General features: G+C 69.4%; 18 protein-coding genes. 8 read left to right on the forward strand and 10 right to left on the reverse strand.

Annotated elements, in window-relative coordinates; all coding sequences use genetic code 11:
- The first annotated feature begins 89 nt into the window (after nucleotides 1-89).
- Nucleotides 90-1,958 (forward strand): carbohydrate-binding module family 20 domain-containing protein, encoded by a 1,869-nt coding sequence (locus ACNI65_RS10030; RefSeq protein ID WP_416762736.1) that lies wholly within the window; start codon nucleotides 90-92, stop codon nucleotides 1,956-1,958.
- 50 nt (nucleotides 1,959-2,008) lie between these two features.
- Here ACNI65_RS10030 and ACNI65_RS10035 read toward each other — a convergent pair whose 3' ends face one another.
- From ACNI65_RS10035 to ACNI65_RS10060, 6 genes are read right to left on the reverse strand one after another with little or no spacing between them, the layout of a single operon-like run.
- A complete protein-coding gene (locus ACNI65_RS10035; RefSeq protein WP_416762738.1) occupies nucleotides 2,009-2,779 on the reverse strand; it encodes an arginine N-succinyltransferase in 771 nt (256 codons plus the stop codon).
- Entirely contained in the window at nucleotides 2,776-3,840 is a 1,065-nt protein-coding gene (locus ACNI65_RS10040; RefSeq protein ID WP_416762739.1) for an arginine N-succinyltransferase, read from the reverse strand. The genes ACNI65_RS10035 and ACNI65_RS10040 overlap by 4 nt, the downstream gene beginning before the upstream one ends.
- Nucleotides 3,837-4,979 carry a GlxA family transcriptional regulator gene (locus ACNI65_RS10045; RefSeq protein ID WP_416762741.1) on the reverse strand — a complete coding sequence of 381 codons (1,143 nt, stop codon included), beginning with the start codon at nucleotides 4,977-4,979 and terminating at the stop codon, nucleotides 3,837-3,839. Before ACNI65_RS10045 ends, ACNI65_RS10040 begins: the two co-directional genes overlap by 4 nt.
- Before the next feature lie 42 nt (nucleotides 4,980-5,021).
- Nucleotides 5,022-6,428 carry a YfcC family protein gene (locus tag ACNI65_RS10050; RefSeq protein WP_416762743.1) on the reverse strand — a complete coding sequence of 469 codons (1,407 nt, stop codon included), beginning with the start codon at nucleotides 6,426-6,428 and terminating at the stop codon, nucleotides 5,022-5,024.
- Between the two features lie 7 nt (nucleotides 6,429-6,435).
- On the reverse strand, nucleotides 6,436-7,554 hold the full coding sequence (locus ACNI65_RS10055; protein WP_416762745.1) for a succinylglutamate desuccinylase/aspartoacylase family protein: 1,119 nt from the start codon (nucleotides 7,552-7,554) through the stop codon (nucleotides 6,436-6,438).
- Between the two features lie 2 nt (nucleotides 7,555-7,556).
- The gene (locus tag ACNI65_RS10060) at nucleotides 7,557-8,852 is read right to left on the reverse strand and encodes a cyanophycinase (RefSeq protein ID WP_416762746.1); all 1,296 of its coding nucleotides are present in this window, start codon (nucleotides 8,850-8,852) and stop codon (nucleotides 7,557-7,559) included.
- A gap of 299 nt (nucleotides 8,853-9,151) precedes the next feature.
- On the opposite strand from ACNI65_RS10060, the gene ACNI65_RS10065 reads away from it, so the two are divergent.
- Together ACNI65_RS10065 and ACNI65_RS10070 are read left to right on the forward strand one after the other, a co-directional pair.
- A complete protein-coding gene (locus tag ACNI65_RS10065) occupies nucleotides 9,152-11,863 on the forward strand; it encodes a TonB-dependent receptor (protein WP_416762747.1) in 2,712 nt (903 codons plus the stop codon).
- Nucleotides 11,864-11,946: 83 nt separating this feature from the next.
- Nucleotides 11,947-13,560, forward strand: a complete 1,614-nt coding sequence (locus ACNI65_RS10070) for a cryptochrome/photolyase family protein (protein ID WP_416762748.1) — start codon at nucleotides 11,947-11,949, stop codon at nucleotides 13,558-13,560.
- 55 nt (nucleotides 13,561-13,615) lie between these two features.
- Here the strand turns inward: ACNI65_RS10070 and ACNI65_RS10075 are convergent, their stop codons facing one another.
- The 3 genes from ACNI65_RS10075 to ACNI65_RS10085 form a co-directional block, all read right to left on the reverse strand.
- Complete coding sequence (locus ACNI65_RS10075) at nucleotides 13,616-14,053, reverse strand: Hsp20/alpha crystallin family protein (RefSeq protein WP_416762750.1); 438 nt, start codon at nucleotides 14,051-14,053, stop codon at nucleotides 13,616-13,618.
- A 27-nt stretch (nucleotides 14,054-14,080) separates the two neighbouring features.
- Nucleotides 14,081-14,533, reverse strand: a complete 453-nt coding sequence (locus tag ACNI65_RS10080; RefSeq protein ID WP_416762751.1) for an Hsp20/alpha crystallin family protein — start codon at nucleotides 14,531-14,533, stop codon at nucleotides 14,081-14,083.
- Nucleotides 14,534-15,131: 598 nt separating this feature from the next.
- Nucleotides 15,132-15,896 carry a DUF72 domain-containing protein gene (locus tag ACNI65_RS10085; protein ID WP_416762752.1) on the reverse strand — a complete coding sequence of 255 codons (765 nt, stop codon included), beginning with the start codon at nucleotides 15,894-15,896 and terminating at the stop codon, nucleotides 15,132-15,134.
- A 348-nt stretch (nucleotides 15,897-16,244) separates the two neighbouring features.
- On the opposite strand from ACNI65_RS10085, the gene ACNI65_RS10090 reads away from it, so the two are divergent.
- The 5 genes from ACNI65_RS10090 (at nucleotide 16,245) to ACNI65_RS10110 (ending at nucleotide 22,794) form a co-directional block, all read left to right on the forward strand.
- Nucleotides 16,245-16,769: a hemerythrin domain-containing protein gene (locus ACNI65_RS10090; protein WP_416762754.1), complete on the forward strand. Its 525-nt coding sequence runs from the start codon at nucleotides 16,245-16,247 to the stop codon at nucleotides 16,767-16,769.
- A 150-nt stretch (nucleotides 16,770-16,919) separates the two neighbouring features.
- Nucleotides 16,920-18,089: a zinc-dependent alcohol dehydrogenase gene (locus tag ACNI65_RS10095; RefSeq protein ID WP_416762756.1), complete on the forward strand. Its 1,170-nt coding sequence runs from the start codon at nucleotides 16,920-16,922 to the stop codon at nucleotides 18,087-18,089.
- Entirely contained in the window at nucleotides 18,086-18,274 is a 189-nt protein-coding gene (locus tag ACNI65_RS10100) for a hypothetical protein (protein ID WP_416762758.1), read from the forward strand. Before ACNI65_RS10095 ends, ACNI65_RS10100 begins: the two co-directional genes overlap by 4 nt.
- 19 nt (nucleotides 18,275-18,293) lie before the next feature.
- Complete coding sequence (locus tag ACNI65_RS10105) at nucleotides 18,294-19,172, forward strand: YihY/virulence factor BrkB family protein (RefSeq protein WP_416762760.1); 879 nt, start codon at nucleotides 18,294-18,296, stop codon at nucleotides 19,170-19,172.
- Nucleotides 19,173-19,473: 301 nt separating this feature from the next.
- Nucleotides 19,474-22,794, forward strand: a complete 3,321-nt coding sequence (locus ACNI65_RS10110; RefSeq protein ID WP_416762762.1) for a di-heme oxidoredictase family protein — start codon at nucleotides 19,474-19,476, stop codon at nucleotides 22,792-22,794.
- A gap of 173 nt (nucleotides 22,795-22,967) precedes the next feature.
- Here ACNI65_RS10110 and norR read toward each other — a convergent pair whose 3' ends face one another.
- Nucleotides 22,968-24,563: a nitric oxide reductase transcriptional regulator NorR gene (gene norR / locus ACNI65_RS10115; protein ID WP_416762764.1), complete on the reverse strand. Its 1,596-nt coding sequence runs from the start codon at nucleotides 24,561-24,563 to the stop codon at nucleotides 22,968-22,970.
- Nucleotides 24,564-24,712 lie beyond the last annotated feature (149 nt).

Consider the following 24,712-nt stretch of genomic DNA (forward strand, 5'->3'; position numbering starts at 1 on the left):
TGCGGGAAAGACGGCCATGGCAAGCAGTCGAGTGGTCGATGCCAGCCGCCTCACCTCGAGGGCGGCGGTCAATCAACACCGGAGACGACATGCCCCTGCTGCCCTTCCCGAGCCGCCGGCTCGCCCACGCCCTCACCGCCGCCGCCAGTGCCGCGCTCGCAGTCCTCGCGAGTCCTGCACAGGCCCTCAACCCTAAGGCCACGTCGGTCCAGATGTTCGAATGGGCCTGGCCCGACATCGCCACCGAATGCACCCAATGGCTGGGCCCCAAGGGCTTCGGCGCCGTGCAGATCTCGCCGCCCGGCGCGTCCAAGAACGCCAACGGCTGGTGGGGCGTCTATCAGCCCGTCAACTACGCCAACCTGACCAGCCGCATGGGCACGCCCGCGCAGCTGCAGAGCATGATCAACGCCTGCCACGCGGCCGGCGTGCGCGTCTATGCCGACATCGTCGTCAACCAGATGGCCGATGGCAGCGGCACGGCGACCGATGGCTCGACCTGGAACGCCGCGACGCTGAGCTACCCCTTCTTCAGCGCCAACGACTTCCACGGCAATTGCACGATCAACGACGCCGACTACAACTCGCCGGCCGGGCGCAGCAATGTCCAGAACTGCCGACTCGGCGGCCTGCCCGACCTGGCGACCGAGAGCAGCTACGTGCAGGGCCAGATCGTCAACTACCTCAAGGCCTTGCTGGCGATGGGCGTGGACGGCTTCCGCATCGACGCGGCCAAGCACATGCCGGCCGGCTCGTGGACATCGATCATGAGCGCCGTGAAGACGGCCTATCCCAAGACGCTGCAAGGCGAGGACATCTGGGTCACGCAGGAGATCATCAATGACGGCGAGGTGGACAGACCCAGCTACTTCCCGATCGGCACGATCAACGAGTTCCAGTTCCCGTATGCGATGCGGGACGTGTTCCGGGGCAATGGCGGCAACACGCTGTCGAGCATCCCAGGGATCATGGGCACGTGGGGGAACTGGGGCGGCAGCTGGGGCTTCATCCAGCCGCAGAACGCCACGGTCTTCGTCACCAACTGGGACACCGAGCGCAACGGCAGCTCGCTGAACATCAACAACGCTGCGGGCAACGACGCCGCCAATCAGCGCTACACGCTGGCCAACATCTTCATGCTGGCCCAGGGTTACGCGGAGGCGCAGCTGTACTCGGGCTTCAAGTTCAGCAACACCGACGCCGACCGCCCCACCGCGAGCCCGTACAGCGGCGGCGTGCCGCAGATCAACGTGGTGTGGGACTTCGCGCATCGCTGGACGCCGCTGGCCAACATGGTGGCCTTCCGCAATGCCAGCGTCGGCCAGGCGCAGCAGAACTGGATCGTCGGCGACAACGGCAACCAGGTCGCCTTCAGCCGCGGCAATGTCGCCTTCGTCGCGTTGAACAACAGCGGCAGCGCCTGGACGCGGAGCTTCGCCACCGGTCTGCCGGCGGGCACCTACTGCAACGTCATCAACGGCAACAGGAACGCCGCCGGCACCGGCTGCACGGCGGAGTCCGTGACGGTGGACGCCAACGGCAGCGCCAGCTTCACCGTGCCGGCCAACAACAGCGGCAGCACGCCGGCGGTGGCGATCCACACGGGTCAGAAGCTCAGCGGGGGCGGCAGCAGCGGCAATTGCGCCGTGACCTTCACGATCGCGAATGCCAGCACGGTGATGGGCGAGAACCTGCGCGTGGTGGGGAATGTGAGCGGACTGGGCGCCTGGGGGCCGGGCTCGGGCTTCGCGCTGACCATCCAGGGCTCGGGCGCCAACGTGCCGTGGACCGGGACGGTCAACCTGCCGGCGGGCACGGCGGTCCAGTACAAGTACGTGAAGTGGAACGGAACGAGCGCTGTCTGGGAAAGCAACCAGACCACCGGCAGCGGCAACCGCGAGTTCACGAGCTGCGCGAGCGGCTCGCAATCGCGGTCGGACGGCAGCTTCAAGTTCTGAAGACCTGGAGACGCCGCTCGACCCGGGGCCGGCCGGTCACGGCGGCGCGGTCACAGCTGCCAGGTCGGCCCCGCGTCGTCGATCTTGACGTGGGCGCCGGGCCGGAACCCGGCTGCCTGCAGCGCTTCCCGCGCCAGGCGCGCCGCCGGCCCGAAGCCGCCGATGCTGGCGCGCGAGGCGTCGTCCATCAGGGATGCGTAAAGCGGCAACGCCGGCAGCAGCTCGGCGAAGCCGCGTCGCCATTGCGGCCCGCTGCCCGGCGCGTCGCCCTGCTCCGGCAGGAAGCGCGCTCCCAGACCGCGCCAGAACGGCGACAGGCCCTGCGCATCGCGATGGCCCTGCAGGTCCACGAACAGGCGCCCTTGCCCGTCGTGTGATTTCACGATGGCGGTCAGGACCTGCCGCAGCTTCAGTTCGCCTTCGCTCGCCTGCGGATCGACCGCCAGATCGGTGATCTCGGCCGCGTCGCACAGGTCGTTGCCCAGCAGCAGGATCTGTTGCGGACTGAACAGCCGCAGCTCCTCGGAGAGATGGACCAGCTTGCCCACATGGAAATGGAAGCGCAGCGCATCGCCTGACATCGACCCGGCCGGCCCGTCCCCGGTGTCCATCGGCAGTCCCGCCGTCACCGGCACCACCGACATCGGCGGGATCAGCCGCGCGCAGGCCAGGAGGCGGTCCTCCTGCGTCAGCACGAAAAGGCGGTGACCCGCCGGCAAGGACGTCGCCAAGGGCTCGCCGAGCTGATTGACCCAGGTGGCCATCGCCTCGCGCCAGGCGGTCGGCAGCAGCCCGGGCACATCGACACGTTCGACCTTCATGCCGCGCCCTCCTCGTCGTCGCTCGCCAGGACCAGCGGGGCGACGTCCACCTGCTCGCCGGTCCGCAGCGCGAGCCGCCGCGCGACCTCGGCGCCGGCCGTCAGGGTGGTCGCCGCCGCGCCGACCCGGCCCAGCGTGGCCCGGAACGAGGACCGGTCCCCGGCCGCCACCAGATGCCAGGATGCCTCCGGCGGCCCGGAAGCCGCTTCGGCGGAGGCCACCATCAGGCGCCGCGCGGCACGCACGGTCGCCACCTGGTCCAGATGCGCGACCACGGTCGGTCCCGCGTCGAAGACATCGACATAGGTGTCCGTCTCGAAGCCCTCGCGAAACAGGATCTGGAAGGGCAGCTCGCCCACCGGATGCAGCTGGCCGATGCTCATCTGCGCCTGCGGCGGCAACAGGCCGACATAGATCGGCGTGCGCGGCATGAGGTCCGCGATCAGCGACTTGCTGCGCCCTTCGCTCACCCGCTCCGCGTCCGGATAGCTCATCTTGAAGAAGCGCTCGCCCACCGCCGACCAGAACGGCGAATGGCCGTGTTCATCGGATACGCCGGGCATCTCCGCGGCGATTCGCGTGCCCGCGAATCGATCCGCGAAGCGCCGGATGAACAGCAGCCTGGCCCGGGACAGCAGCTCCGGGGCCTCGGTGCCCTCGAATTCCGGCTCGATGTAGAAGGACGTCAGCAGCGTGGATCCCGTCAGGTCGTGGCACAGGTGCAGCGTGTGCATGCGCCGCGTCACGCGCAGGCCCCGCGAGCCATGGACCATGAATTCGTTGCGGTAGCTGTAGAAGCGGTCGTGGAAGCCGGCGCTGGCGGCGATGCCGCTGCAGCCGATGACGCGACCCGCATGCTCCAGCAGGAACAGATAGGACTCCTCGCCGCTGGCGACGTCCTCGGACTGGAAGGACTGCTCGGCGTGTTCGAGCCGGCGACGCAGCTTGGCCGGGTCCTGCGGCAGCGAGCCGATGCCGTGGACGCTGGACGCGGCGATGCGTTCCAGCGCGGGCAGGTCGGCGGGCGTGGCCGGACGCAGCAGCAATTCGGTGGGGTTCAAGCGCCCTCTCCTTGATGTGGCGCGCGAGCGTCAGGCTCGCACGGTGTGATGGCGGATGAGGCGGCCTCCGTCAGCGGCTCGGCGGCTCGCGGCGCCGAGGCCATCGAGCCCCCCGAGGCAGCGCCGGGCGCGCGTTCCTCGCGCGGCGTGCGGCCGAACCTCGCCTTGTAGGCATTCGAGAAATGCGGCCCCGACGAGAACCCGCAGGTCAGCCCGACCTGCAGGATCGACTGCCCGCTTTGCAGCAGCAGGCGCCGTGCGCGCTGCAGGCGCAGCTCGAGGTAATGCCGCGAGGGCAGCGTGTCGAGATGCCGCTTGAAGAGCCGTTCCAGCTGCCGGCGCGACACGCCGCACAGCCGCGCCACGTCCTCGGTCGGCAAGGGCTCGCCCAGGTTGGCCTCCATCAGCGCCAGGGCCTCGCGCAGCTTGGGACTGGCCGTCTGGCTCAGGCGTCCGGGCCGGGGTTGCGGCTCGGATGCTGGCCGACCGCGCTCCAGGCCGAGCAGCGGCGCCAGGTCGGGCAGCGCCTGCTCGCCGTGGCGCGTCGTCAGCCAGGCGACCAGCGCGTCCATCAGCGCGGTGCCGCTGGTGGCCGTGAGGATCTCCCCGCCGGCCTCCACGCCGGCCACCACCCCGGGCATGCCGCCGCTGCCGGCCCACAGCTGCGTGGTCCAGATCACTTGCGGGAATTCGGCCTGCAACGCCTCGGCGCTGCTCCACGGGCAAGCGGCGCGGCGGCCGTCGAGCAGCCCGGTCCGCGCCAGCAGGCTCACCGCGCTGCCGCTCGCGCACAGGGCGCTGCCGCCGTCGGCGAGCTCGCGCAGCAGGGCGCCGAGCTGCATCAGCTCGGCCTCGTCCCAGACGGCGCCATCGAAGCCGCTGTCCACGTGCGCGTCCTGGCCCACGACCACGATCACGCCCCAGGTCTTGTGCGCACGCAGCGGCTGGGTCTCGACCCGCAGGCCGGCGCTGCCTGAGACCGGGCCGCCGCCCAGCGACAGCACGCACGGACCGAGCAGGTAGGGCTGGTCCAGCAGATCGGCCGCGGCTTGCAGGGTCGACAGCGCCGCGCCCAGCGCCAGCGCCGAGAACCCGGGCAGCACCAGGGCGGCGGCGGGCGCGTAGCGGGAGTCACTCATGGGCGCGGACGGGCATGGCGGCACTGTAATCGCGGCCGCGGGTCACCACCCCACCCATTGCGGCGCCAGGCTGGGGATCGCGAGCATCGTCAGCGCCAGCACGACGAAGACCAGCTGCAGCGGCAGGATCCACCGCACCCATCGGCCGAAGGGGATGCGCGCCAGGCTCAGCACGCCCACGGTGATGCCGGAGGTCGGGATGATGGGCGTGCTCAGCTCGCCGAACTGGAAGGCGAGGATCGCGCTCTGGCGGCTGACCTGCACCAGGTCGCTCAGCGGCGCCATCACCGGCATCGTCAATGCGGCCTGCCCGGTGCCGCTGTGGATGAAGAAGTTGATGACGGACTGGATGCCGTACATCTTGTGCAGCGCGAAGACCGCGTGCTCGGAGGCCACCCACGGCGCCAGCGCGTGCAGCATCGCGTCGATGATCTGGGCGTCCCGCATCAGCACCACCGTGCCCTTGGCCAGCGCGATCACCAGCGCGGTGCCGGCGAGGTCCTTGGCACCGGTCAGGAAATGCCGCACCCAGTCGTCCTGGCCCATGCGCGCGATCAGGCCGACGACGATCGCCATCGCGAGGAAGATCGCAGCGATCTCCTCGATGTACCAGCCGAAACGCACCACCCCGACGACCATCGCGCCCAACGTCGCGGCGAAGCTCAGCAGCACCAGGCGTTGCCTGCGGTCGATGCCGGCGAATCGGGCGATCGCCTCCAGGTCCAGCGCGGCGCGCTGATGCTCGTCGTCGGCGAAACACGCGCTGGCCTCCGGCCGGCGGCGGATGCGTCGCGCATGCAGCATCAGGAAGGCGATGGTGACGCCGGTGAACACCAGCCAGCACACGAAGCGGTAACCCAGCCCGGAGAACAGCGGCACACCGGCCAGTCCCTGCGCGACACCCACGTTGAACGGATTGAGGAAGGCCGTCGCGAAGCCCACCTGTGAGCCGAGGAAGGGAATCGCCACGCCGATGAACGTGTCGTAACGCAAGGCCAGCGCGAGCGGCACGAAGATCAATACGAAGGGGATGGCCTCCTCTGCCATGCCGAAGGTCGCCCCGCCCAGCGAGAACAGCGTGACGAAGCCCGGGATCAGGAGCGCGCGCACGAGCGCGGATCGCTGATGCGCCTTGGCCACCGCCTTGATGAGCGCGTCGATCGCCTGCGTCGCCTGCAGCACCGAGAACGCGCCGCCCACGATCAGCACGAATCCGATGATCAGCCCCGCCTCGACGAAGCCCTTGATCGGCGCCATCAGCACCGCGGCCAAGCCCTGCGGCTGGCTGGCCACGACCTGGTAGCTGGCGGGATCGATCACCGGCTTGCCGTCGACGAGCGTGGTCGCGTATCGGCCACCCGGCACGAACCAGGTCGCGGCCGCGATCACGATCAGCAGCGCGAAGATCAGGACGAAGGTGTTGGGCAGGCGAAGGGTCTTGGGGATCATCGTGAACTCACAGCGACAACAACTTGCCGGACCGGAACGCCGTCGGACCGGCGATCTTGCCCAGGCGCAGACCGCGCGTGACCCACCGTCGGGCGACGCGCGCGAACAGGAGGCCGTCGACCTCGGCGATCACCGGCTCACGGGCGCTGGTGGCCGGATCGACGATCTCCGCCACGCAGTCGCCCGCCCTCACCCGGTCGCCCAGGGCGCGGTGGAAGACGAGGATCCCGCTGTGGCTCGCGACCAGCGGCTGCACGCCCTCGAGCGGCGTCGCGGCGCAGCGCGCCTCGGGCATCGCGGGAGCGGGCCCCAGGACGTGGCCGGTGTCCTGGAGGAACTCCACCAGCGCCGTCGCATCCTGGATCGCCAAGGCATCGTCGACATCGGCCTCGCCGCGCAGCTCCACCGTGGCGGCGAAGCAGCCCGTGGCCGGGATGGGGCGATCGCCGAAGCGCTCCGCCAGTTCCCACCAATGGCGCGACAGCGACTCGTCGAACGGATCGTCGCCCGAGCAGGCGCACAGCAGCAGCGCCTGGGCGCGCAGGCGCCGCGCCAGCAACGCGGCCATGTCGGCCTGCGGCGTGCCGGCGTAGACATGCAGCGTCGCCTCGTGGTCGCAGTGCAGGTCCAGCACGATGTCGGCGTCCACGGCCAGCGACTGCAACAGCTGCTTGAGCGCCTCGGTTTCCGAGGTGGGCGCGACCGCGGCCAGGGCGTGCATCGCGGCCTCGCGGATCAGCCGCGTGTTGTCCGCGCCGTCGCCGGTCCAGCGCCCGTCCACGTGCGAGGCGATGCGATCCGTCAGGTGCTGGAACTGCCGGTTGAAGTTGATGCCCGACGCCATGTCGAAGCGACCGTGGTGCGCGCCCTGCAGCGACTGCGACAGCCCGATGGGATTGGCCATCGGCACCAGGACGATCTCGCCGGGAATGGCGCCGGCCTCGTCGAGCTCGGCCAGCAGCGTGCGCAGGTGGTGGGCCACCAGCATCGGCGGCACCTCGTCCGCGTGGAGCGAGGCTTGCAGGTAGACCTTGGCCCCGCTGCGCCGCTGCCCGAAGTGGAGACTGTACAGCGCGCGGCGCGTGCCGTGCGAGGCGCTCGGGAGCTCGTGTTGACGCTGCTCCATGCTCATTGCCCCCGGGCGGCGCCGGTGGCCGGACGGTCCTGGGGGGGCGGGGCGATCAGCTCGTAGAGCGGCGACGCGACCCTCGCCGGCCTGACATCCAGATGGACGTTGACCACGGTGTAGTCCTCGCCGCCGAAGGCGCCGGTGAACCAGCCGCTCGTGTCCGCGCCCTTGTACAGGCGGAACTCGAAGGCCATCGGCGCCTCCATGCGACTCCTAGCGCCACGTCCGGCGTCATTTCCGGCGTCATTTCCGGCGTCCTGTCGCGGCTTCAGCCGCGCGGCCAGGCCACGCAACTCCGCGGCCGGACTGTCGAGCAGCTGGGCCATCGCTTGCGCGATCGTGTTGTCGCCCAGGATGTCGGCATAGAACGGCTCGTCCTTGAAATAGGGTTTGAAGTCGGAGGCCGCCGGATCCAGGAAGCTGCTGGCGCGCTTCTCGGCCGAGGCCGTGACCGCGCCCGTCTGCAGGTCGATGCGATCGCCCCGGTCCAGGTAGCTCAGGCGCGCGTTCTCGATGTTGAAGGCGCCCAGGCGCGGGTCCGTCGTCGCGTCCCGCAGGTCGACGAACAGCGCGCCCCGTGCGCCGATCACCTCGGCGTGGCCGGCATGGATGACGGCGGCGCTGTTCTCCTCGACACCGAGGCCCGCGCGATAGCCCTTGGCCAGCATCAGCGGCAACATGCGGCCGATGCGGCCCCGTTTGAGGAAGTGCTGGTCGATGAAGAGATCCGGGCCGACGAAGCCCAGCCCCCGGTCGATCTCGATGCCCTCTCGCAGGCGGCCTTGCATCACCCCGAGCACGTCCTGCGCATCGCGGAACATCACCCGGCTCATGATCGCCGCGCCCGCGCTGGTGCCCGCCACGACGCCGCCGCGGCGGTAGACGTCCCAGATGGCCTCGAGCATCGGCGTGGGCCGGCCCTGCGGCTGCAGCGTGTCCACGATCAGCTCCTGCGCGCCGCCCGAGAAGAAGACGCCGGTGGCCCCGCGCACGCGCGCCAGCAATGCCGGGTCGCGCAGGGCGGCTGCCAGCGCGTCGGGCGCCAGCTTGGGAGTGACGGGGATGGCCTGCGCGTCGGCACCGCGGCGGCGCAGCGCCTGGACGATCTGCGCGGCGGCGCGATCCGGATTCGCGGCCGCGGTCGCCAGGATGACGAAGCGCGCGCGCGGGCCACCGGCCTCGTCGACGATGCGCTGCCACACCGCGTCGTTGTCGAACTTGAGCGCGCCACCGATCACGATCGCGGTCTGAGCCTGCGCGGACGCGGCGGCCGAGAGGAAGGCCAGGAGGGTCAAGGCCTTCCGGGAGGAACTGCGAGAGGGTTGCATGCCGCGATGTTGATCGGCGCCTTGCAGGATCACGACAGGGTTGCACCTCAGAGGTGCCTTGCATGCAAGCCGGTGTCGCAATCGCGCAAGGCGAGGCGCGTGTGCGCCACACGCCCGGCGCCGCGCTTGCAGCGAAGCGACGCGCGCTTGCATCGGAGCGACCGCCCCGCCAAAACCCGATGTGCCGCGGTGGACAGCGACTTCTAGAGTGCTTCGCAAGGACGGCCCGCCGCCGGCCTGCGCTTCCCCAACTCTCAGAGGCCCCCATGATCACGACACAGGTTCCGCGCCCGCACGCCATCGCTCAAGCTGCTGCTCAAGCCGTCGCCCTGCTCCTTGCCACCGCCGCCGTGGCGGTGCACGCGCAGGAGGCCAACAGCCAGACGCTGGAGCGCGTGGAGATCACCGGCTCCAGCATCAAGCGACTGGAGGGCGAGACCGCCCTGCCCGTCCAGACGATCAAGCGCGAGGACATCGCCAAGACCGGCGCCACCACCGCCGCGGAGCTGATGCGCAACATCAGCGGCAATGCCGCCGGCCTGACCGACGGCGCCAGCATCAGCGACAACAACGGCGGTCAGCGCGGCTTCAACGGCGCGAACCTGCGCGGCATCGGCGTGTCGAGCACGCTGGTGCTGCTCAACGGCCGCCGCCTGGCCAATTTCGCCTCCCCCGGCGACAGCGCGGGCGTGGACCTGAACAACATCCCCGCCGGCGCCATCGAGCGCGTGGAGATCCTCAAGGACGGCGCCTCCGCGATCTACGGCACGGACGCCATCGGCGGCGTCATCAACTTCATCACGCGCAAGGACTATCGCGGCGTGGATCTCAACGCCTATGCCTCGGGCACGCAGGAAGGCGGCGCGGGCAAGCGCGCCGCGTCCATCGCCGCGGGCTACGGGGACCTCGGCCAGCAGGGCTTCAACGTCTTCGGCGTGCTGGACGTGCAGAAGCTGGACGCGTTGCGCTCGACGCAGCGGGACTTCCTGAAGGAGCGTCCGCTGTCGGAGCTGCTGCCCTACTACATGTCCAGCCGCCCCTACCCGGCCAACCTGCGCCTGTCCGGCAACGCGTCGACGCGCGCCGCGCAGCTCGCCGCCATCAACGCCGCGGGCTACACGATCGGCGGCCAGCCCTTCACCGATCGCACGGTCAACCTGTTCGCGCCGGACTGCAAGCCGCCCGCCAGCGTCTTCACGCCCGGCACGCAGACCTGCGGCTACGACTACATGGCCGACACCGAGATCTATCCTGACGCCAGCAAGACGAGCTTCCTTGGCCGTGGCGTCGTGAAGATCACCGATCGCAGCCAGGCTTTCGTCGAGGTGCTGCGCAGCCGCGCGGAGACGACGTACGTGCTCTCGCCCAACCCGACCAACTTCACTGGCGTCAGCGTGGCCGCGCTGAACCGGAACCTGCCGCGCCCGATCAACTACACCGGCACGGTGGAGGTCCGCATGCGCGCCACCGAGCTCGGCAACCGATCCAATGAGGTCACCAGCGATGCCGAGCGCTACGTCGCCGGCGTCACCGGCACCCTCGGCAACGACTGGGACTACTCGCTCGCCGCGAGCTACGCGAAGAACAAGTCCCAGGACAAGTACGTCAACGGCTACTTCCTCTTCGACAAACTGGACGCCGGCGTGAAGAGCGGCGACATCAACCCGTTCGGACCGTCCTCCGCCGCGGGCCAGGCGCTGATCAACGCGATCCGCGTCAACGACGTCGCGCGCAAGTCCAGCGGCACCACGCAAGGCGTGGACGCCAAGCTCACCGGGTCGCTGATGGAGCTCGCAGGCGGGTCGCTGGGCATCGCGGTGGGCGCCGAACTGCGCCGTGAGGGACAGAAGTTCACGCCATCGGCGCTGCTGGTCTCCAACAACATCGGCGGGGACCGCGACAGCTCGCTCGACCCGGGCGTGCCGGACGCTTCGCTCAAGGCCACGAGCAACAGCCGCAACATCGCGTCGGCCTACACCGAGCTCAGCGCGCCCCTGCTCAAGGACCTGGAGATCCAGGCAGCCGTGCGCTTCGACCATTACCAGGGCGTGGGCAGCACGACCAATCCCAAGCTCGGCGTGCGTTACCAGCCGAGCCGGCAGCTGCTGCTGCGCGCCTCGGCGGGCACCGGCTTCCGCGCGCCGTCGTTCAGCGAGCTCTACCGTCCCACGAGCTACGGGTCCAGCCCCGCGTTCATCTACGACAAGGTGCTGGACAGCTTCGACCAATGGGCCACCCGCAAGGAGGCGAATCCCAACCTGAAGCCCGAGCGCTCGCAGCAGTTCTCGGCCGGCATCGTGCTGGAGCCGGCGCGTGACATCAGCGTGAGCCTGGATTACTGGCTCATCAAGAAGCGGGACGTCATCAGCGACCTGTACGAGAAGACCATCCTCGAGAACCCCGACCGCTACGCGCAGTACATCGAGCGCAACGAATTCGACGAACCGACGATCGTGCTGCGCAAGGAGAACCAGGGTCGTCTGAAGACGTCCGGCCTGGACCTGGAGGCCACGCTGCGCAGCGGCCCCAGCGCGTGGGGGCGCTTCGGCCTGAACCTCAGCGGCACCTACATCCTCGACTACAAGCGCCAGTTCGGACCGTTGGAGCCCTACGTCAGCAACGTCGGCCGCTTCCTCAACGACCAGGTGATCCAGCGCTGGCGTCATCGCGCGTCGCTGGACTGGGAGTTCAGCGACTTCAACCTGACGCTGGGCAACACCTTCTATTCCAGCTATCAGGACGACAGCTATCTGCCCGACACGGCGCCCCGCCGCGTCAAGGCGTACTCGCTGTGGGACATCTCCGGCGCGTGGAAGGTCAACAAGATGCTGCGCGTGCGCGCCGGCATCCAGAACCTGGCCGACACCGCGCCGCCGTTCTCCAACCAGAGCTACTACTTCCTGTCCACGTACGATCCGACCTACACCGACCCGCGCGGCCGGACCTTCTATGCCAGCGTGAACCTGTCGTTCAAGTGACGGCGACGGTGCCGGGTGAGCGCTGGGCAAGCGTCGGATGAGGGCCGGGTGATCCGATCCGGCCCCGGCACCGTACAGCCTCCATGACGATCACTCCCCCTGCCCTGCCACCGGATCCCCTCGCGCGCGACGACGGCCCTCGCGATCCCAACGGGCCCGTGCGCTCGCTCGTCCTGGTGCTGGGCGATCAATTGGACGCGGACAGCTCGGCCTTCGACGACTTCGATCCCCGGCGCGACGTGGTCTGGATGGCCGAGGTGCGCGAGGAGTCCACGCATGTCTGGTCCAGCCGCATCCGCATCGCGCTCTTCCTGTCGGCGATGCGGCACCACGCGCTGGCCTTGCGGCAGCAGGGCCGGCGCGTGGACTACGTCCGCCTCGACGAGGCGGGCAACACCGGCCGCCTCGACAGCGAGCTCGCACGGGCGCTGGCGCGATGGAGACCCGAGCGCGTGCGGATGACGGCACCTGGCGACTGGCGCGTGCTCAAGGCCTTGCGAGGCGCCGCCAGCGCGGCCGGCTACGCGATCGAGCTGCGGGACGACCGGCACTTCTTCTGCACCGTGCGCGAGTTCGCCGCTTTCTCCGAGGGAAAACGGGACCTGCGCATGGAGCGCTTCTACCGGCAGATGCGGCGCCGGCATCGCGTGCTGATGGACGGGGACGAGCCGGTGGGCGATCGCTGGAACTTCGACGCCGAGAACCAGCGCCCATTCCCGCCGACGGGGCCGGGCTTCCTGCCCGAGCGTGTGCGCGTCGCGCCGGACGCGCTGACACGCGAGGTGCTGGCGCTGGTCGAGCGCGAGTTTCCCGACCATCCGGGCTCGTTGTCGGACTTTGACTGGCCCGTCACGCGCGAGCAGGCCCTGCTGACCCTGGATCGCTTCATCGCTGACCGGCTCCCCGAGTTCGGGCAATGGCAGGACGCGATGTGGCCGGGCACGCCCTGGCTCTGGCATGCGCAGCTGTCAGCGGCGCTCAACCTCAAGCTGCTCGGCGCGCGCGAGGTGGTCGCGCGCGCCGAGCAGGCCTGGCGCGACGGTGACGTCCCGCTATCAAGCGCCGAGGGCTTCATCCGGCAGGTGCTCGGCTGGCGCGAGTACGTCCGCGGCATCTACTGGACCCGCATGCCGGTGCTCTCGACGGCCAATGCGCTGAACGCCGATCGACCGCTGCCGGCGTTCTACTGGACCGGCGACACGGAACTGGCCTGCCTGAAGGATGCGCTGGCGCAGACCTTGCGTCTGGGTTACGCGCACCACATCCAGCGCCTCATGGTCACCGGGCTGTTCGCATTGCTCCTGGGGGTGCGGCCCGCGGAGGTCCATGCGTGGTACCTGGCGATCTACGTCGACGCGGTCGAATGGGTCGAGCTGCCCAACACGCTGGGCATGAGCCAGTTCGCCGACGGCGGCCAGATGACGAGCAAGCCCTACATCGCCAGCGGCAAGTACATCGAGCGCATGAGCGGCGGTCAGTACTGCGCGCGGTGTCGCTACCGTCCCGAGCTCAGGACCGGCCCCGACGCCTGCCCCTACACCACGCTCTACTGGGACTTCCTGTTGCGCCACAAGGACCGCTTCTCGCAGCATCCGCGCGTGGGCGCGCAGTTCCGGCACCTCGAACGGCTGTCCGACGGGGAGATCCGGGCCATACGCGCCCAGGCGCAAGACTTGCGGGAGCAGTTTGCGGGCTGAGGGCGACACGGGAACGCCATCCCCGCCCGCCGTATTTGCCCCCCGTGCTTGCCTATCACCCAGCCGCGTGAGCCGTCGACACCGCGATGCGCCGGGGCTGCACGTGCGGCTGCTTGGGAATGCGCAGCGTGAGCACACCGTCCTTGATGCCGGCCTCGATCCGCGACGTGTCCAGCTCGCGGCTGAGCGTGAAGCTGCGGCGATAGCGAGGCACATGGACCTCCGCCCACAGGCCGCGCATGCCCTCGGGGCCCTCGACGGCGGTGTCGCCCTCGATCACGAGCGTCTCGCCGTCGAGCCGCACATCCAGCTTCTCGCGGGGCACGCCGGGCATGTCCGCCAACAGCGTGATGCCGACGCCGTCCTCGATGATCTCCACCGCGGGCGCGGCGGCGGTTCGCTCGCCTTGGCTCCCGCGGCTCGTGGACGAACCGGCGGCGGGCTCGCTGCCCGCGTCGTTCCTGGAAATGGTCAGGTGGTTCTGATCAGACATGGCAACTCCTTGGCATCGTTCCTGGGGTCATTGCACGGTGATGCGCTGAGGACGGGCGGCCTCGCGCAGGCCGACGCTCACGCGCAGCACGCCATCGCGATAACTGGCCTCGACGCTGGCGGTGTCGGCATCTTCAGGCAGCGCGACAGCCCGGCTGAACCGGCCATGCCAGCGTTCCGCCGCGTAGACCTGCACGCCCTGCCCGGCCTGACGCTCGGTGGGCCGGCGCTCGCCCGAGAGGCGCAGCACGCCGCGCTCGACGGTGACGTCAATGCCCTGCGCGTCCAGGCCGGGCGCGAAGGCATAGACCTCGATCGATCGCTCGGTGCGGCCGACATTGATCGGCGGGAAGCTGCCGGCCGCCGCGGCACGAATGCCGTCCGGCGCGCCGCCCGGCGTCAGGGAACGCGACAGCGCCTGCTGCAACTGCGAGAGCTGCTCCAGCAGCGCTTGTGGTCGATACAGGGTGTTGTCGTACATGAAACCTCTCCTTTCGGTGGTCGATGAAACAGGGCGACGCCGGAACGCTTCCGTCGTCGGGATGAATCGTCAGGACCTGTGCGAGCCCGGGCGCCGCGTCGCGGCGCGCGTGGGGCGATCAGCGTGGCTGGTCGGGGCTTGGAGCCTGCTTGGGCCGGGCGCCGGGATCGCGGGCGAAACAAGGGCTCGATGAGCGCTTGAATCGCCGCAGCGTCTCGCGGGCGAGCAGATAGGCCTGAAGCTGCGACGGGGGCATCGGGAACCGAGCCTGTCGAGGTGCGCGCTCCTCACGAGCGCTCGGGGATGGGTCTTGATGCGTGGCCATGATCCAGTTCCTCTTCCGAATCGATTGATGGCGAATCGACTCGGATTTAGGAGCTCGGCGCGGCGAGTTCAAGAGCCTGAAAGATCAGTGAAAACCCTGATCTTTGACTCGACCCTGCTGACGGCGCCGCAGCCAGTACGCGACACCGGCGACCACGGCCACCGTGGCGGCTTTGCGCACCGCGCCCGCGGGGTTGTGCTTGAGCTCGGCCCTTCCGCCCATCTCCTCATAGACCCGCGGGACGTGACCGCGCGCCACGTCCTCCTGAATGGATCACGCGTCGCCGAGCAAGGCCTTCATCCTCAAGGCGTCGGCCGTGGCGGCACCGGAGGCGGTGTTGTCGAAGATGCACCAGACCTGCGTATCTTTGGGCCAGCGCGCGATGTCGCGAGCCCGATCGCGCAGCCAGTCGTCGCCATAGGCCGACCAGTACATGCGCGGCGCGCCGTGCCAGCGGTAGTACACGGTCGCGCCGCGCCCATCGCCGTGGTCGCCGAGCCATCCGCCAGGATCGCCAGCGCCTGCCGGCCGCGCGGGATCCGCGATGACGCGGCCCACGCGCTCCTCCACGAGCAGCTGATCGCCCGCCTCGGTGAACCAGCTCGCGTGGCGGGGCTCGCAGACGATCGCGCCGTCGAAGCTCTCGCGCAAGGCGCGAAAGAAGGCGCGCGCCACCCTGCGATCCAAGTCCAACGACGGCGGCAGCTGCACGAGCAGCACCCCCAGGCGCTCACCTAGTCCTTGCAGCGACCGGACGAAGTCGCGCACCTCGCGCGATGGGACCTTCAGCCGGGCGTCGTGCGTCATGGCCTTCGGCAGCTTCACCGAGAAGCGGAAGCCCGGCGGCGTCTGCGCGGCCCACCGCTCGAAGGTGGCGGGCCGGTGGACCTTGCTGAAAGTCGAATTGATCTCCGTGCATGGCAGCACCTGCGCATAGCGGGACAGCAGGCTGTCGCCTTCCGGGAAAGCGCCCTGCACCGCGCGAGGCAGGCTCCAGGCCGCGGTTCCGACGATGGGGGTGGCAGCGCGGGATGACATGCACCCGCCAGCGGCAAGGACGATGCCGATCCGTCGGGCACGAGACCTCGATCCGGCCGGATTCCGCCGCCGTGCAGTCGCGCTTGAACTCCGCCGTCGCGCAGGCGGCCTCGACGGCCTGCGACGCGATTGCCTCGGCCCCTTCGAAGCGAAGGGGATTGATGAAGTCGACGAGCAACAGCACCTTGCGCGATCGCGAGAGCGTGGCGCTGCGCACGCGTGGGCCGGGGGAAGCAGTCATGGCGGTGGCCTTCAGCATCGATGCCAAGAACGCAGCAATCGCCATTCCCCGTGGGCATCGGTCTTGCCGGACCACGTTCATCCTTCAACCCAATGCCAGGAGCTTCCATGCCCAGCCAGACCACTCCCAGGACCGCCAGCACCGCTGCCCGCAAGACCACCGCGCGCCGCGCCGCGACGAAGACCCAGGACGCGATCGCGCTGCTGCGCGCGGACCACAAGAAGGTCAGCGACCTCTTCGAGCAGTTCGACAAGGCCCGCAGCCCCGCGCGCAAGCGGGACATCGTCGCGCAGATCTGCCTGGAACTGACGGTCCACGCGCAGATCGAGGAAGAGATCCTCTATCCCGAAGTCCAGGCCGCGCTCAAGGACAAGGAACTCGTGCCCGAGGCCCGCGTCGAGCATCAGAGCATCAAGGACCTGATCGCCGCCGTGCAGGACGTCGAGCCCGATGGCGAGGACTATGACGCCAAGGTCACCGTCATGGGTGAATGGGTCAAGCATCACGTCAAGGAAGAACAGAACGAGATGTTCCCCAAGGCCAAACAGTCGCGCCTGGACCTGGTGGAGATGGGCGAGCGCCTGCGCCAGCGCAAGGAAGAGCTGATGGCGGAGCAGCAGCAGCGGCATTGAGCCGCCGACCGGCATGGGCAAGCCCCACGTCCTGCGGGAGCAGGCACCGGGCTTGCCGGTTCTCCTCCATCCGACCGCCATTCGGCGCCTGGCGTCCACACCCGCTACCGCGGCGCTGTCCACGCCCCCTCCCCGACCGAGGACTTCCCCATGTTGGCCCTGACCTATCACGGCGCGCACGATGTGCGCGTCGAGAGCGTTCCCGACCCCGTGCTCGCCGCGGATGACGACATCCTGCTGCGCGTCACGGCCACCGCGATCTGCGGCTCCGACCTGCACATCTACCGCGGCAAGATCCCCGACATGAAGGACGGGGACATCCTCGGCCACGAGTTCATGGGCGTCGTCGAGGACGTCGGTCCGGGCGTCACCCGCGTGCGCCGGGGCGACCGGGTCGTCGTGCCCTTCACCATCTCCTGCGGCGACTGCTACTTCTGCGGCCGCAAGCTCTTTGCCGCGTGCGAGACCACCAACCCCGGTCGCGGTGCCATCCTGAACAAGAAGGACATCCGCGCCGGTGCCGGCCTGTTCGGCTACAGCCATCTGTACGGCGGTTATCCGGGCGGCCAGGCGCAGTACGTGCGTGTGCCCAAGGCCAATGTCGGACCGCTGGTCATTCCCGACACGGGGCTGGCCGATGAGCAGGTGCTGTTCCTGTCGGACATCCTGCCCACCGGCTACCAGGCGGCGCTCAACGCGCAGGTGACGGCGGGATCGACGATCGCGATCTTCGGAGCCGGTCCGGTCGGACTGATGGCCGCGGCCAGCGCGCGCCTACTGGGCGCCGAACGCATCTTCATGGTCGATCACCACCCCTATCGCCTCGCCTTCGCCCAGGCGACCTACGGCGTGCTGCCGATCGACTTCGACCGCATCGACGACCCGGCGCAATTCATCATCGAGCAGACCGACCACCGCGGCGTGGACGCCTCCATCGACGCGGTGGGCTTCGAGGCCAAGGGCAGCACTGTCGAGACCGTGCTGACGACGATGAAGCTGGAAGGATCGGCCGGCACCTCGCTGCGCTGGGCGATCGCGGCCACGCGCCGCGGTGGCGTCGTCAGCGTGCCCGGCGTCTACGCGGGCTTCATCCACGGTTTCCTCTTCGGCGACGCCTTCGAGAAGGGCCTGAGCTTCGCCAGCGGGCAGACGCACGCGCAGCGCTTCATGCCCGAGCTGCTCGAGCAGATCGCGCTGGGACGGCTCAAGCCGGAAGCGATCATTTCGCACCGCCTGCCGTTGACCGAAGCCGCCCGCGGCTACGACATCTTCAACAAGAAGGAGGAGGATTGCCGCAAGGTCGTCCTCACGACGTCATGAGCACCACCACCAACATCCCGTCCTCCGCCTCCTCCACCGCTTCCCAGGGTCTCGCCATCGTCACCGGCGCGTCGAGCGGTATCGGCCGAGAACTCGCGCTGGAGGCCGCCCGTCATCGCTACGACCTGCTGCTGGCCGCCGATCGGCCGCTAGACGCGGAACCTGGGAGCGGCAACGCCTCATGAGTCCCTCGCCCGCTGGCACGTGAGCCGCCTCAAACGCCTGTGCAGCCGCGCGCTGCATGCCGTCCTGGACCTGCCGGTCCTGGGCGTGCTGCTGCGCGCGGTGCGCAACTACGTGCTGCACCAATCCGGCAATCAGGCGGGCAGCATGGCCTTCTCGATGGTCCTGTCCATGTTCCCGCTGCTGTTGCTGCTGTCGGCCGCCGCCCCCTACCTCGGGGCGCCGGGCGATGCGGCGGCCCTGGCTCGACGCGTCGCGGAGTACGCGCCCCCGCTGGTCCGCGGCGCCATCCAGCCCGTGATCGACCAGGTCCTGTCCCGGCGCAGCCAATCGCTGCTCGCGATCGGCCTGTTCGTGACCCTGTGGACCGCATCCTCCGGCATCCAGGCCGCACGCACCGCGCTGAACCGCTCCTATGGCATCGAGCGTGGCCTGTCGTTCTGGCAGGCACGGTTGAAGGTCACCCTGTTCACCCTCGTCGTCGGCGCGGGGGCCCTCGTCACGTTCAGCTCCGTCGTCGTCATGCCCTACGTGTGGCATGCGCTGTCGCAGGGGCTGGGCGAGGCCAGCGATTCGATGTGGCTGCGCCAGGGTGTCCGCTATGCCGCGGCGCTGCCCGCCGTGGCCGCGCTGTACGCCCTCCTCTACGCCTGGCTGCCCGACATCTCGCAGCGTGTGCGCACCGTGCTGCCCGGCGCGCTCGTCGGGGCGGCGCTGTGGGTCGCCTCCGCGGTGCTGCTGTCCCGCACGCTTGCTGGTGCGGGAAAGCTGGCGCTGCTCTACGGAAGCTTCGCCGGCGTGGTCGCGACGCTGGTGTTCCTCTACATCAGCGCGGCGACGCTCATCTATGGCGCGGAAGTCAACGCCGTCATCCGGGAGCGGCTGCGCGAGCCGTCCTGATCTGAAAGGGCTTGGAGCGCAGTTCCTTCGGCCTGTCGGCCGCGGTCATGTGGCCGCCATGCGGCGTGTCGTACCTCCGCCGAGGTAGACAAAACTGGTCACATTTCCTCCGCGAATCGCCCGGTGCGCTCGTCGTGGTGCAAAGGTGTCGCCTTCGCGTCGAACCGTTGCCAATCCCACAGCAATTCGACACACATCGAAGCTTGCCGGTCAGCCAAACAAAAACAAAACTCCGCGCCGCATGCACCCCATGCGCAGATCTCATACACGCACCCCACATCGGCACGGGAGGGAGACCATCATGGCGTTCAGGAAACTCGGATTCGAGATGGGCAGGGCGATCGTCCCTGCCCTGCTGGGCAGCGCGCTGCTCGCGGCCTGCGGCGGCGGCACCGGACAACAGGACGCGAGCGTCCAGATCGCGTCGCAAGGCGGCAGCGCCGACGCGGCCGCGCGCGCCAAGGCGCAGGCCGGCGACAGCGCCACGGAGACCGCGCTGACGCCGGTCGCCGCCACCGCCAGCTCCATGGAGCGCGGCGACCTCAGCGCCGCCAAGGCCATCGACCACGACGACGGCAGCCGCTGGGGCTCGGCCTTCAGCGACAACGAATGGCTGACGCTGGACTACGGCAGCAGCGTGGCCATCACGCGCGTGCGCATCAACTGGGAGAACGCCCACGCGACGCGCTACCTGCTGCAGACCTCCGAGGACAACAAGACCTGGACCACGATCAAGACCGTCGACGCGAGCGCCGGCGGTCTCGAGGACCTGACCGGCCTCGCGGGTCAGGGCCGCTACCTGCGCGTGCAGGGCGTGGCGCGTTCCACGCAATACGGCTACTCGATCTTCGAGATCCAGGCCTTCACCGGCGCGCCGGTCCCTCCGACCACGCCCACCACGCCCACCGATCCGACGACACCCACGGACCCGACGCAGCCGACCACGCCGCCCGAGACCGTGCCCGGCGACACCTCGCAGCCCGGCGTCGCCATCAAGCCGGTGGCGGTGATCGCCTCCAGCAGCGAGAACAACGGCCTGGCCGCGACCAACACGATCGATGGCAACCTGTCCTCGCGCTGGGCCTCGAAGGCCGAGGACGGCTCGTGGATCCAGTACGACTTCGGCACCGCGCAGCCGCTGGGCTACATGAAGCTCGTCTGGGAGAACGCCTACGGCAAGGCCTACGCGATCCAGGTCTCCGATGACGGCAAGTCGTGGACCGAGCTGCGCAACCAGTCCGCCGGCAAGGGCGGCACCGAGGAGTACTACAACCTCGGCGTCAAGACGCGCTTCGTCCGCATGCAGGGCATCGCGCGGGCGACGAACTACGGCTACTCGCTCTTCGAGGTCGAGTTCAAGACCGTGGGCAGCGACAACAGCATCCCCACCGCGACCACCTCCGCCCTGCCCGTTCCGGCCAACGGCGCGGCGATGACGGCGCTGTTCCAGCCGCAGGCGCCGATCGAGACGCTGCAGTTCACGCTGCCCGACGGCACGCTCGTCACGCGCTTCGGTCAGCGCGGCGTCGGGCGTCATGGCCGCGAGCGCGGCGAGGACTGGAACGAGATCGGCTTCGGTCCCAACGAGACCGTCGACGCGATGGGCAACCCCGTCGACAAGGGCCCGGGCGCGTACATGAACTTCGTGCCCAACTACTTCCGCAACCGCACCTGGGGCGTGGAGTTCATCGACAACAGCCGCGTGGCCGGCGTCACCAAGCCGCGGCTGATCGTGAACCAGTACTTCCCGCAGGCGCAGCGCGGCGGCGGGCATTCCTTCTTCCGCCGCATCGATGATCCCAACGTCACCGGCTATGGCTGGATGTCGCCGGGCCAGCTGCTGGACAACACCACCTACACCGACGGCTTCAAGGACCTGACGTCCTGCCCGATCATGCCCAAGCCGCCGCAGAACGCGCTGCGCCGGCCCGACAGCGGCTATGCCGGCGTGGTCGGCGCCAACGACGGCTGCTCGGTGGTGCTGGACAACATGCCGGGGCATTCGGATCTCGCGCCGAATGCCAACGGCGTGCTGGTGCCCAACGGCGTCAACATTCCGGCGCGCGCGCTCAAGCTGGGCGAGGCGCTGGAGTTCACCGGCTCGTTCTTCTCCAGCCGCGCCGCGATGGACGCGATCGGGGACAAGGGCGACTTCCGCTACTACACGACCGAGGTCGTCTACGTGATGGGCACGGGCCTGCGCCCGTGGTACGGCGTGCAGCCGCGCCTGAACAGCGTGCCGCTGCCTGAGGCGACGCTGGCGGGCGGTGTGGGCTCCGTGTCCTACAACTATTCGGACGAAGGGTTCCGGATGTTCCAGCAGCCGTTCAACAACATCGGCATGCAGAACCTGCAGCGTTTCGTTGAAGGCCGGCGCCTGCTGCACAGCAGCTTCGTGACGGGCGCGCATTCCGAGGCCGGCAACGACCCGATGACCGCGATCCAGAACCTGGCCGGATCCCGCTTCAGCGCCACGGCCTGCGTGCAATGCCACACCAACAACGGTCGCAGCCCGGCGCCGTTCACGGTCAATCAGCGGCTGGACAGGATGTCCTTCCACGTGGGCACGCAGGGGTCGGATGGCGCGGTGCGCCCGGATCCGCGCTACGGCATGGCGATCCAGATGAACGCGATCTCCTCGAGCGGCGCGCCGCAGGACTGGGGCAACGGCGTCAAGGTGCTGAGCTTCGAGACCCGCAGCGTGACGCTGGCCGATGGCACGAAGGTCGAGCTGCGCCGGCCGAAGTTCGGCTTCGACGGGCCGGTGCCGCAGCTGGTGTCGCCGCGCATGGCGCAGCCGATGATCGGCGTGGGCCTGCTCGAGGCGGTGCCCGAGGCCGACATCCTGGCCCGCGTGCGCACGCAGGCCGACGTCGACGGGGTGCTGGGCAAGGCCAACTACGTCTTCGATCCGGAGTCGGGCGCGACGCGCCTGGGCCGTTTCGGCTGGAAGGCGTCCAAGGCGAGCCTGCGTCATCAGGTGGCGTCCGCGCTGCTGAACGACATGTCGGTGACCTCGTCGGTGTATCCGAACCGCAGCTGCTCGACGGATCCGGTGAAGTGCCGCACGGCGCCGGCGCAGAAGGGGATCGCCGAGGCGGACCTGACCTCGCTGACGCAGTACATGCAGCTGATCGCGGTGCCGGCGCAGCGCAGCCTGCCCAGCGGCTTCCCGCGCGGCGTGGCGCCGACGGAGGAGCACCGCGTCGATCCGGTGCAGGTGCAGGCGGGCCGGCAGGTCTTCGATGCGCTGCGTTGCGCGGCGTGCCACACGGCGGAGATGAAGACGGGCAAGAACCACCCGTTCGCGGAACTGCGCGACCAGACGATCCGGCCGTTCACCGACCTGCTGCTGCACGACATGGGCGCGGCGCTGGCCGACAACCTGCCGGAAGGTCAGGCGGCGGGCGCGATGTGGCGGACGTCGCCGCTGTGGGGCATCGGCTACACGGAGAAGGTGCAGGCATCCACGCCGGTGGGATATCTGCATGACGGACGCGCGCGCACGCTGACCGAGGCGATCCTGTGGCACGGCGGCGAGGCCGAGAAGTCGCGTCAGCGCTTCGAGCAGCTGCCCAAGTCGGATCGGGAGGCGCTGCTGGCGTGGTTGAGGACGTTGTGATTGCTGCCTGACCGAGCCCTGCATCGAGCCCTCACCCCCGCCCTCTCCCGCTTCGCAGGAGAGGGGGTCATGCGTGACGGGGCTGGACAGCCCCTCGCCCGCGGAGCGGGAGAGGGGTTGGGGTGAGGGCTCGCGGAAGGGCACACTGCCCAATAGCCCTACTAGGCTCAATGTCAGCCCTTGATCCCCAGTCGCTTCGCCAGCCGCAGGAAGTTGCTGCGATCCATGCCGGCGTCGCGCGCCGCGGCGGCCATCGCGCCGCCGTTGCGTTCGATCGCGGCTTCGATCCACCGGCGTTGAAACGCGTCGGTGGCCTCGCGCAAGCCCTGGCCCTCCACCTGACCCTGCTTCCCCTCGAGGCCCGAGTTCAACTCGGGCCTTTCCATTTCCGCGTCGAGCACAGGCTCGCTGTCGGGCGCGATCCCCGTGGCCATCGGCTCCTGCGCCGACAGGCCCAGGTGTTCTGCCTCGATTGCGATCCAGCGCCCGCCCCGGCCTGAAGCGGATGAAGCCGTCTGCGCCGCCAGCGCGCGCAGCGCCGCGCGGCTGATGAGGTGCTCCAGCTCGCGCACGTTCCCGGGCCACGGCTGATCCAGCAGCGCCTGCGAGGCCTGCGGCGACAAGCGCAGGTTGCGCGCTCCCAGCCGATGCTGGTTCTCCTCCAGGAAGCTGCCGGCCAGCGTCAGCACATCACGCCCGCGCTCGCGCAGCGACGGCACCCGCAGCGGATACACCGAGAGCCGGTGGTACAGATCCGCCCGGAACCTGCCGCGCGCGACCTCCTCGCGCAGGTCGCGATTCGTGGCCGCGAGCACCCGCACATCGACCCGCTGCATCCGATCGCTGCCGGGCCGCTGCACATCCCCGCTCTGCAGCACCCGCAGCAGCTTGGCCTGCACCGGCAGCGGCAACTCACCGACCTCGTCCAGCAGCAGCGTGCCGCCGTCGGCCAGCTCGAACTTGCCGATGCGGTCCGCCACCGCGCCGGTGAACGCGCCGCGCTTGTGGCCGAAGAGCTCGCTGTCGGCCAGCGTCTCCGGCAGCGCGGCGCAATTGATCTGCACCAGCGGCCGCTCGGCGCGCGCCGAGCGCGCATGCAGCCGCTGCGCCACCAGCTCCTTGCCGACGCCCGTCTCGCCGAGGATCAGCACCGTCAGGTCGGACCCGGCCACCGTGTCGATCTCCTCGCGCAGCCGGACCATCGCGGCACTGCGTCCCAGCAATTCACGCGGCGCGTCGCGCTGCACCGCGCGGGCCAGCGCCTGTTCCTGCTCCGCGCGACGCGCGAGCCCGGCGATCGTCTCCTCGGCGGCGATGCCCGTCTCCAACAGGCGCACCACCGCCTGAAGGCGCTCGCCGTCGACCCCGTCGAAGGCCAGCGGGTCCATCGCGTCCAAGGTCACCAATCCCCAGACGCGACCCTCCAGCCGCAACGGCGCGCCCATGCAGTCGTGGACTTCCTCCAGCACATGCTGATGCGCGAGCAGCCCGTCGTAGGGATCGGGGATGCCGGCGTCCGCGGGAAAGCGCAGACCGTCGCCGCTGGCCATCAGCCTCGCCAGCCGCGGATGCGCCGCGACCGGGAATCTTCGCCCGAGCGCCTCCTCGGCCAGGCCGTCGACCGCCACCGGCTGCAGCACCGCCGGGCCGCCTTCCGGCGCCAGGCGCAGCAGCGCCACGGCATCGCAGCGGATCAGCCCGCGCACGGCGGCGAGCAACTGGCGATACCGGGCGTCGGAGCTCGTCGGGTTCATTGAAGTCGTGGTCATTTCCACCCGCATGTGGTCATTCGGACAGCGGCGAATCTTCGGTCATTTCGACCTGACTCGTCCGAAGGGCAGAGCAAAACCCTTGCCAATCAAGGCATTGCGAGCGCTAGTGGGCGCCGTCTACGCTGGCACGGATCGTGAGTAGAGAG

It is taken from the genome of Roseateles sp. So40a (assembly GCF_048081605.1).
Classification (GTDB): Bacteria; Pseudomonadota; Gammaproteobacteria; order Burkholderiales; family Burkholderiaceae_C; genus Roseateles.

Bases quoted from the DNA above. Each gene is read 5' to 3' on its own strand.
- ACNI65_RS10030 (WP_416762736.1), top strand. From the start codon at position 90: ATGCCCCTGCTGCCCTTCCCGAGCCGCCGGCTCGCCCACGCCCTCACC.
- ACNI65_RS10035 (WP_416762738.1), bottom strand. From the start codon at position 2,779: ATGAAGGTCGAACGTGTCGATGTGCCCGGGCTGCTGCCGACCGCCTGG.
- ACNI65_RS10045 (WP_416762741.1), bottom strand. From the start codon at position 4,979: ATGAGTGACTCCCGCTACGCGCCCGCCGCCGCCCTGGTGCTGCCCGGG.
- ACNI65_RS10050 (WP_416762743.1), bottom strand. From the start codon at position 6,428: ATGATCCCCAAGACCCTTCGCCTGCCCAACACCTTCGTCCTGATCTTC.
- ACNI65_RS10055 (WP_416762745.1), bottom strand. From the start codon at position 7,554: ATGGAGCAGCGTCAACACGAGCTCCCGAGCGCCTCGCACGGCACGCGC.
- ACNI65_RS10065 (WP_416762747.1), top strand. From the start codon at position 9,152: ATGATCACGACACAGGTTCCGCGCCCGCACGCCATCGCTCAAGCTGCT.
- ACNI65_RS10070 (WP_416762748.1), top strand. From the start codon at position 11,947: ATGACGATCACTCCCCCTGCCCTGCCACCGGATCCCCTCGCGCGCGAC.
- ACNI65_RS10075 (WP_416762750.1), bottom strand. From the start codon at position 14,053: ATGTCTGATCAGAACCACCTGACCATTTCCAGGAACGACGCGGGCAGC.
- ACNI65_RS10080 (WP_416762751.1), bottom strand. From the start codon at position 14,533: ATGTACGACAACACCCTGTATCGACCACAAGCGCTGCTGGAGCAGCTC.
- ACNI65_RS10085 (WP_416762752.1), bottom strand. From the start codon at position 15,896: ATGTCATCCCGCGCTGCCACCCCCATCGTCGGAACCGCGGCCTGGAGC.
- ACNI65_RS10090 (WP_416762754.1), top strand. From the start codon at position 16,245: ATGCCCAGCCAGACCACTCCCAGGACCGCCAGCACCGCTGCCCGCAAG.
- ACNI65_RS10095 (WP_416762756.1), top strand. From the start codon at position 16,920: ATGTTGGCCCTGACCTATCACGGCGCGCACGATGTGCGCGTCGAGAGC.
- ACNI65_RS10100 (WP_416762758.1), top strand. From the start codon at position 18,086: ATGAGCACCACCACCAACATCCCGTCCTCCGCCTCCTCCACCGCTTCC.
- ACNI65_RS10110 (WP_416762762.1), top strand. From the start codon at position 19,474: ATGGCGTTCAGGAAACTCGGATTCGAGATGGGCAGGGCGATCGTCCCT.
- norR (WP_416762764.1), bottom strand. From the start codon at position 24,563: ATGACCACGACTTCAATGAACCCGACGAGCTCCGACGCCCGGTATCGC.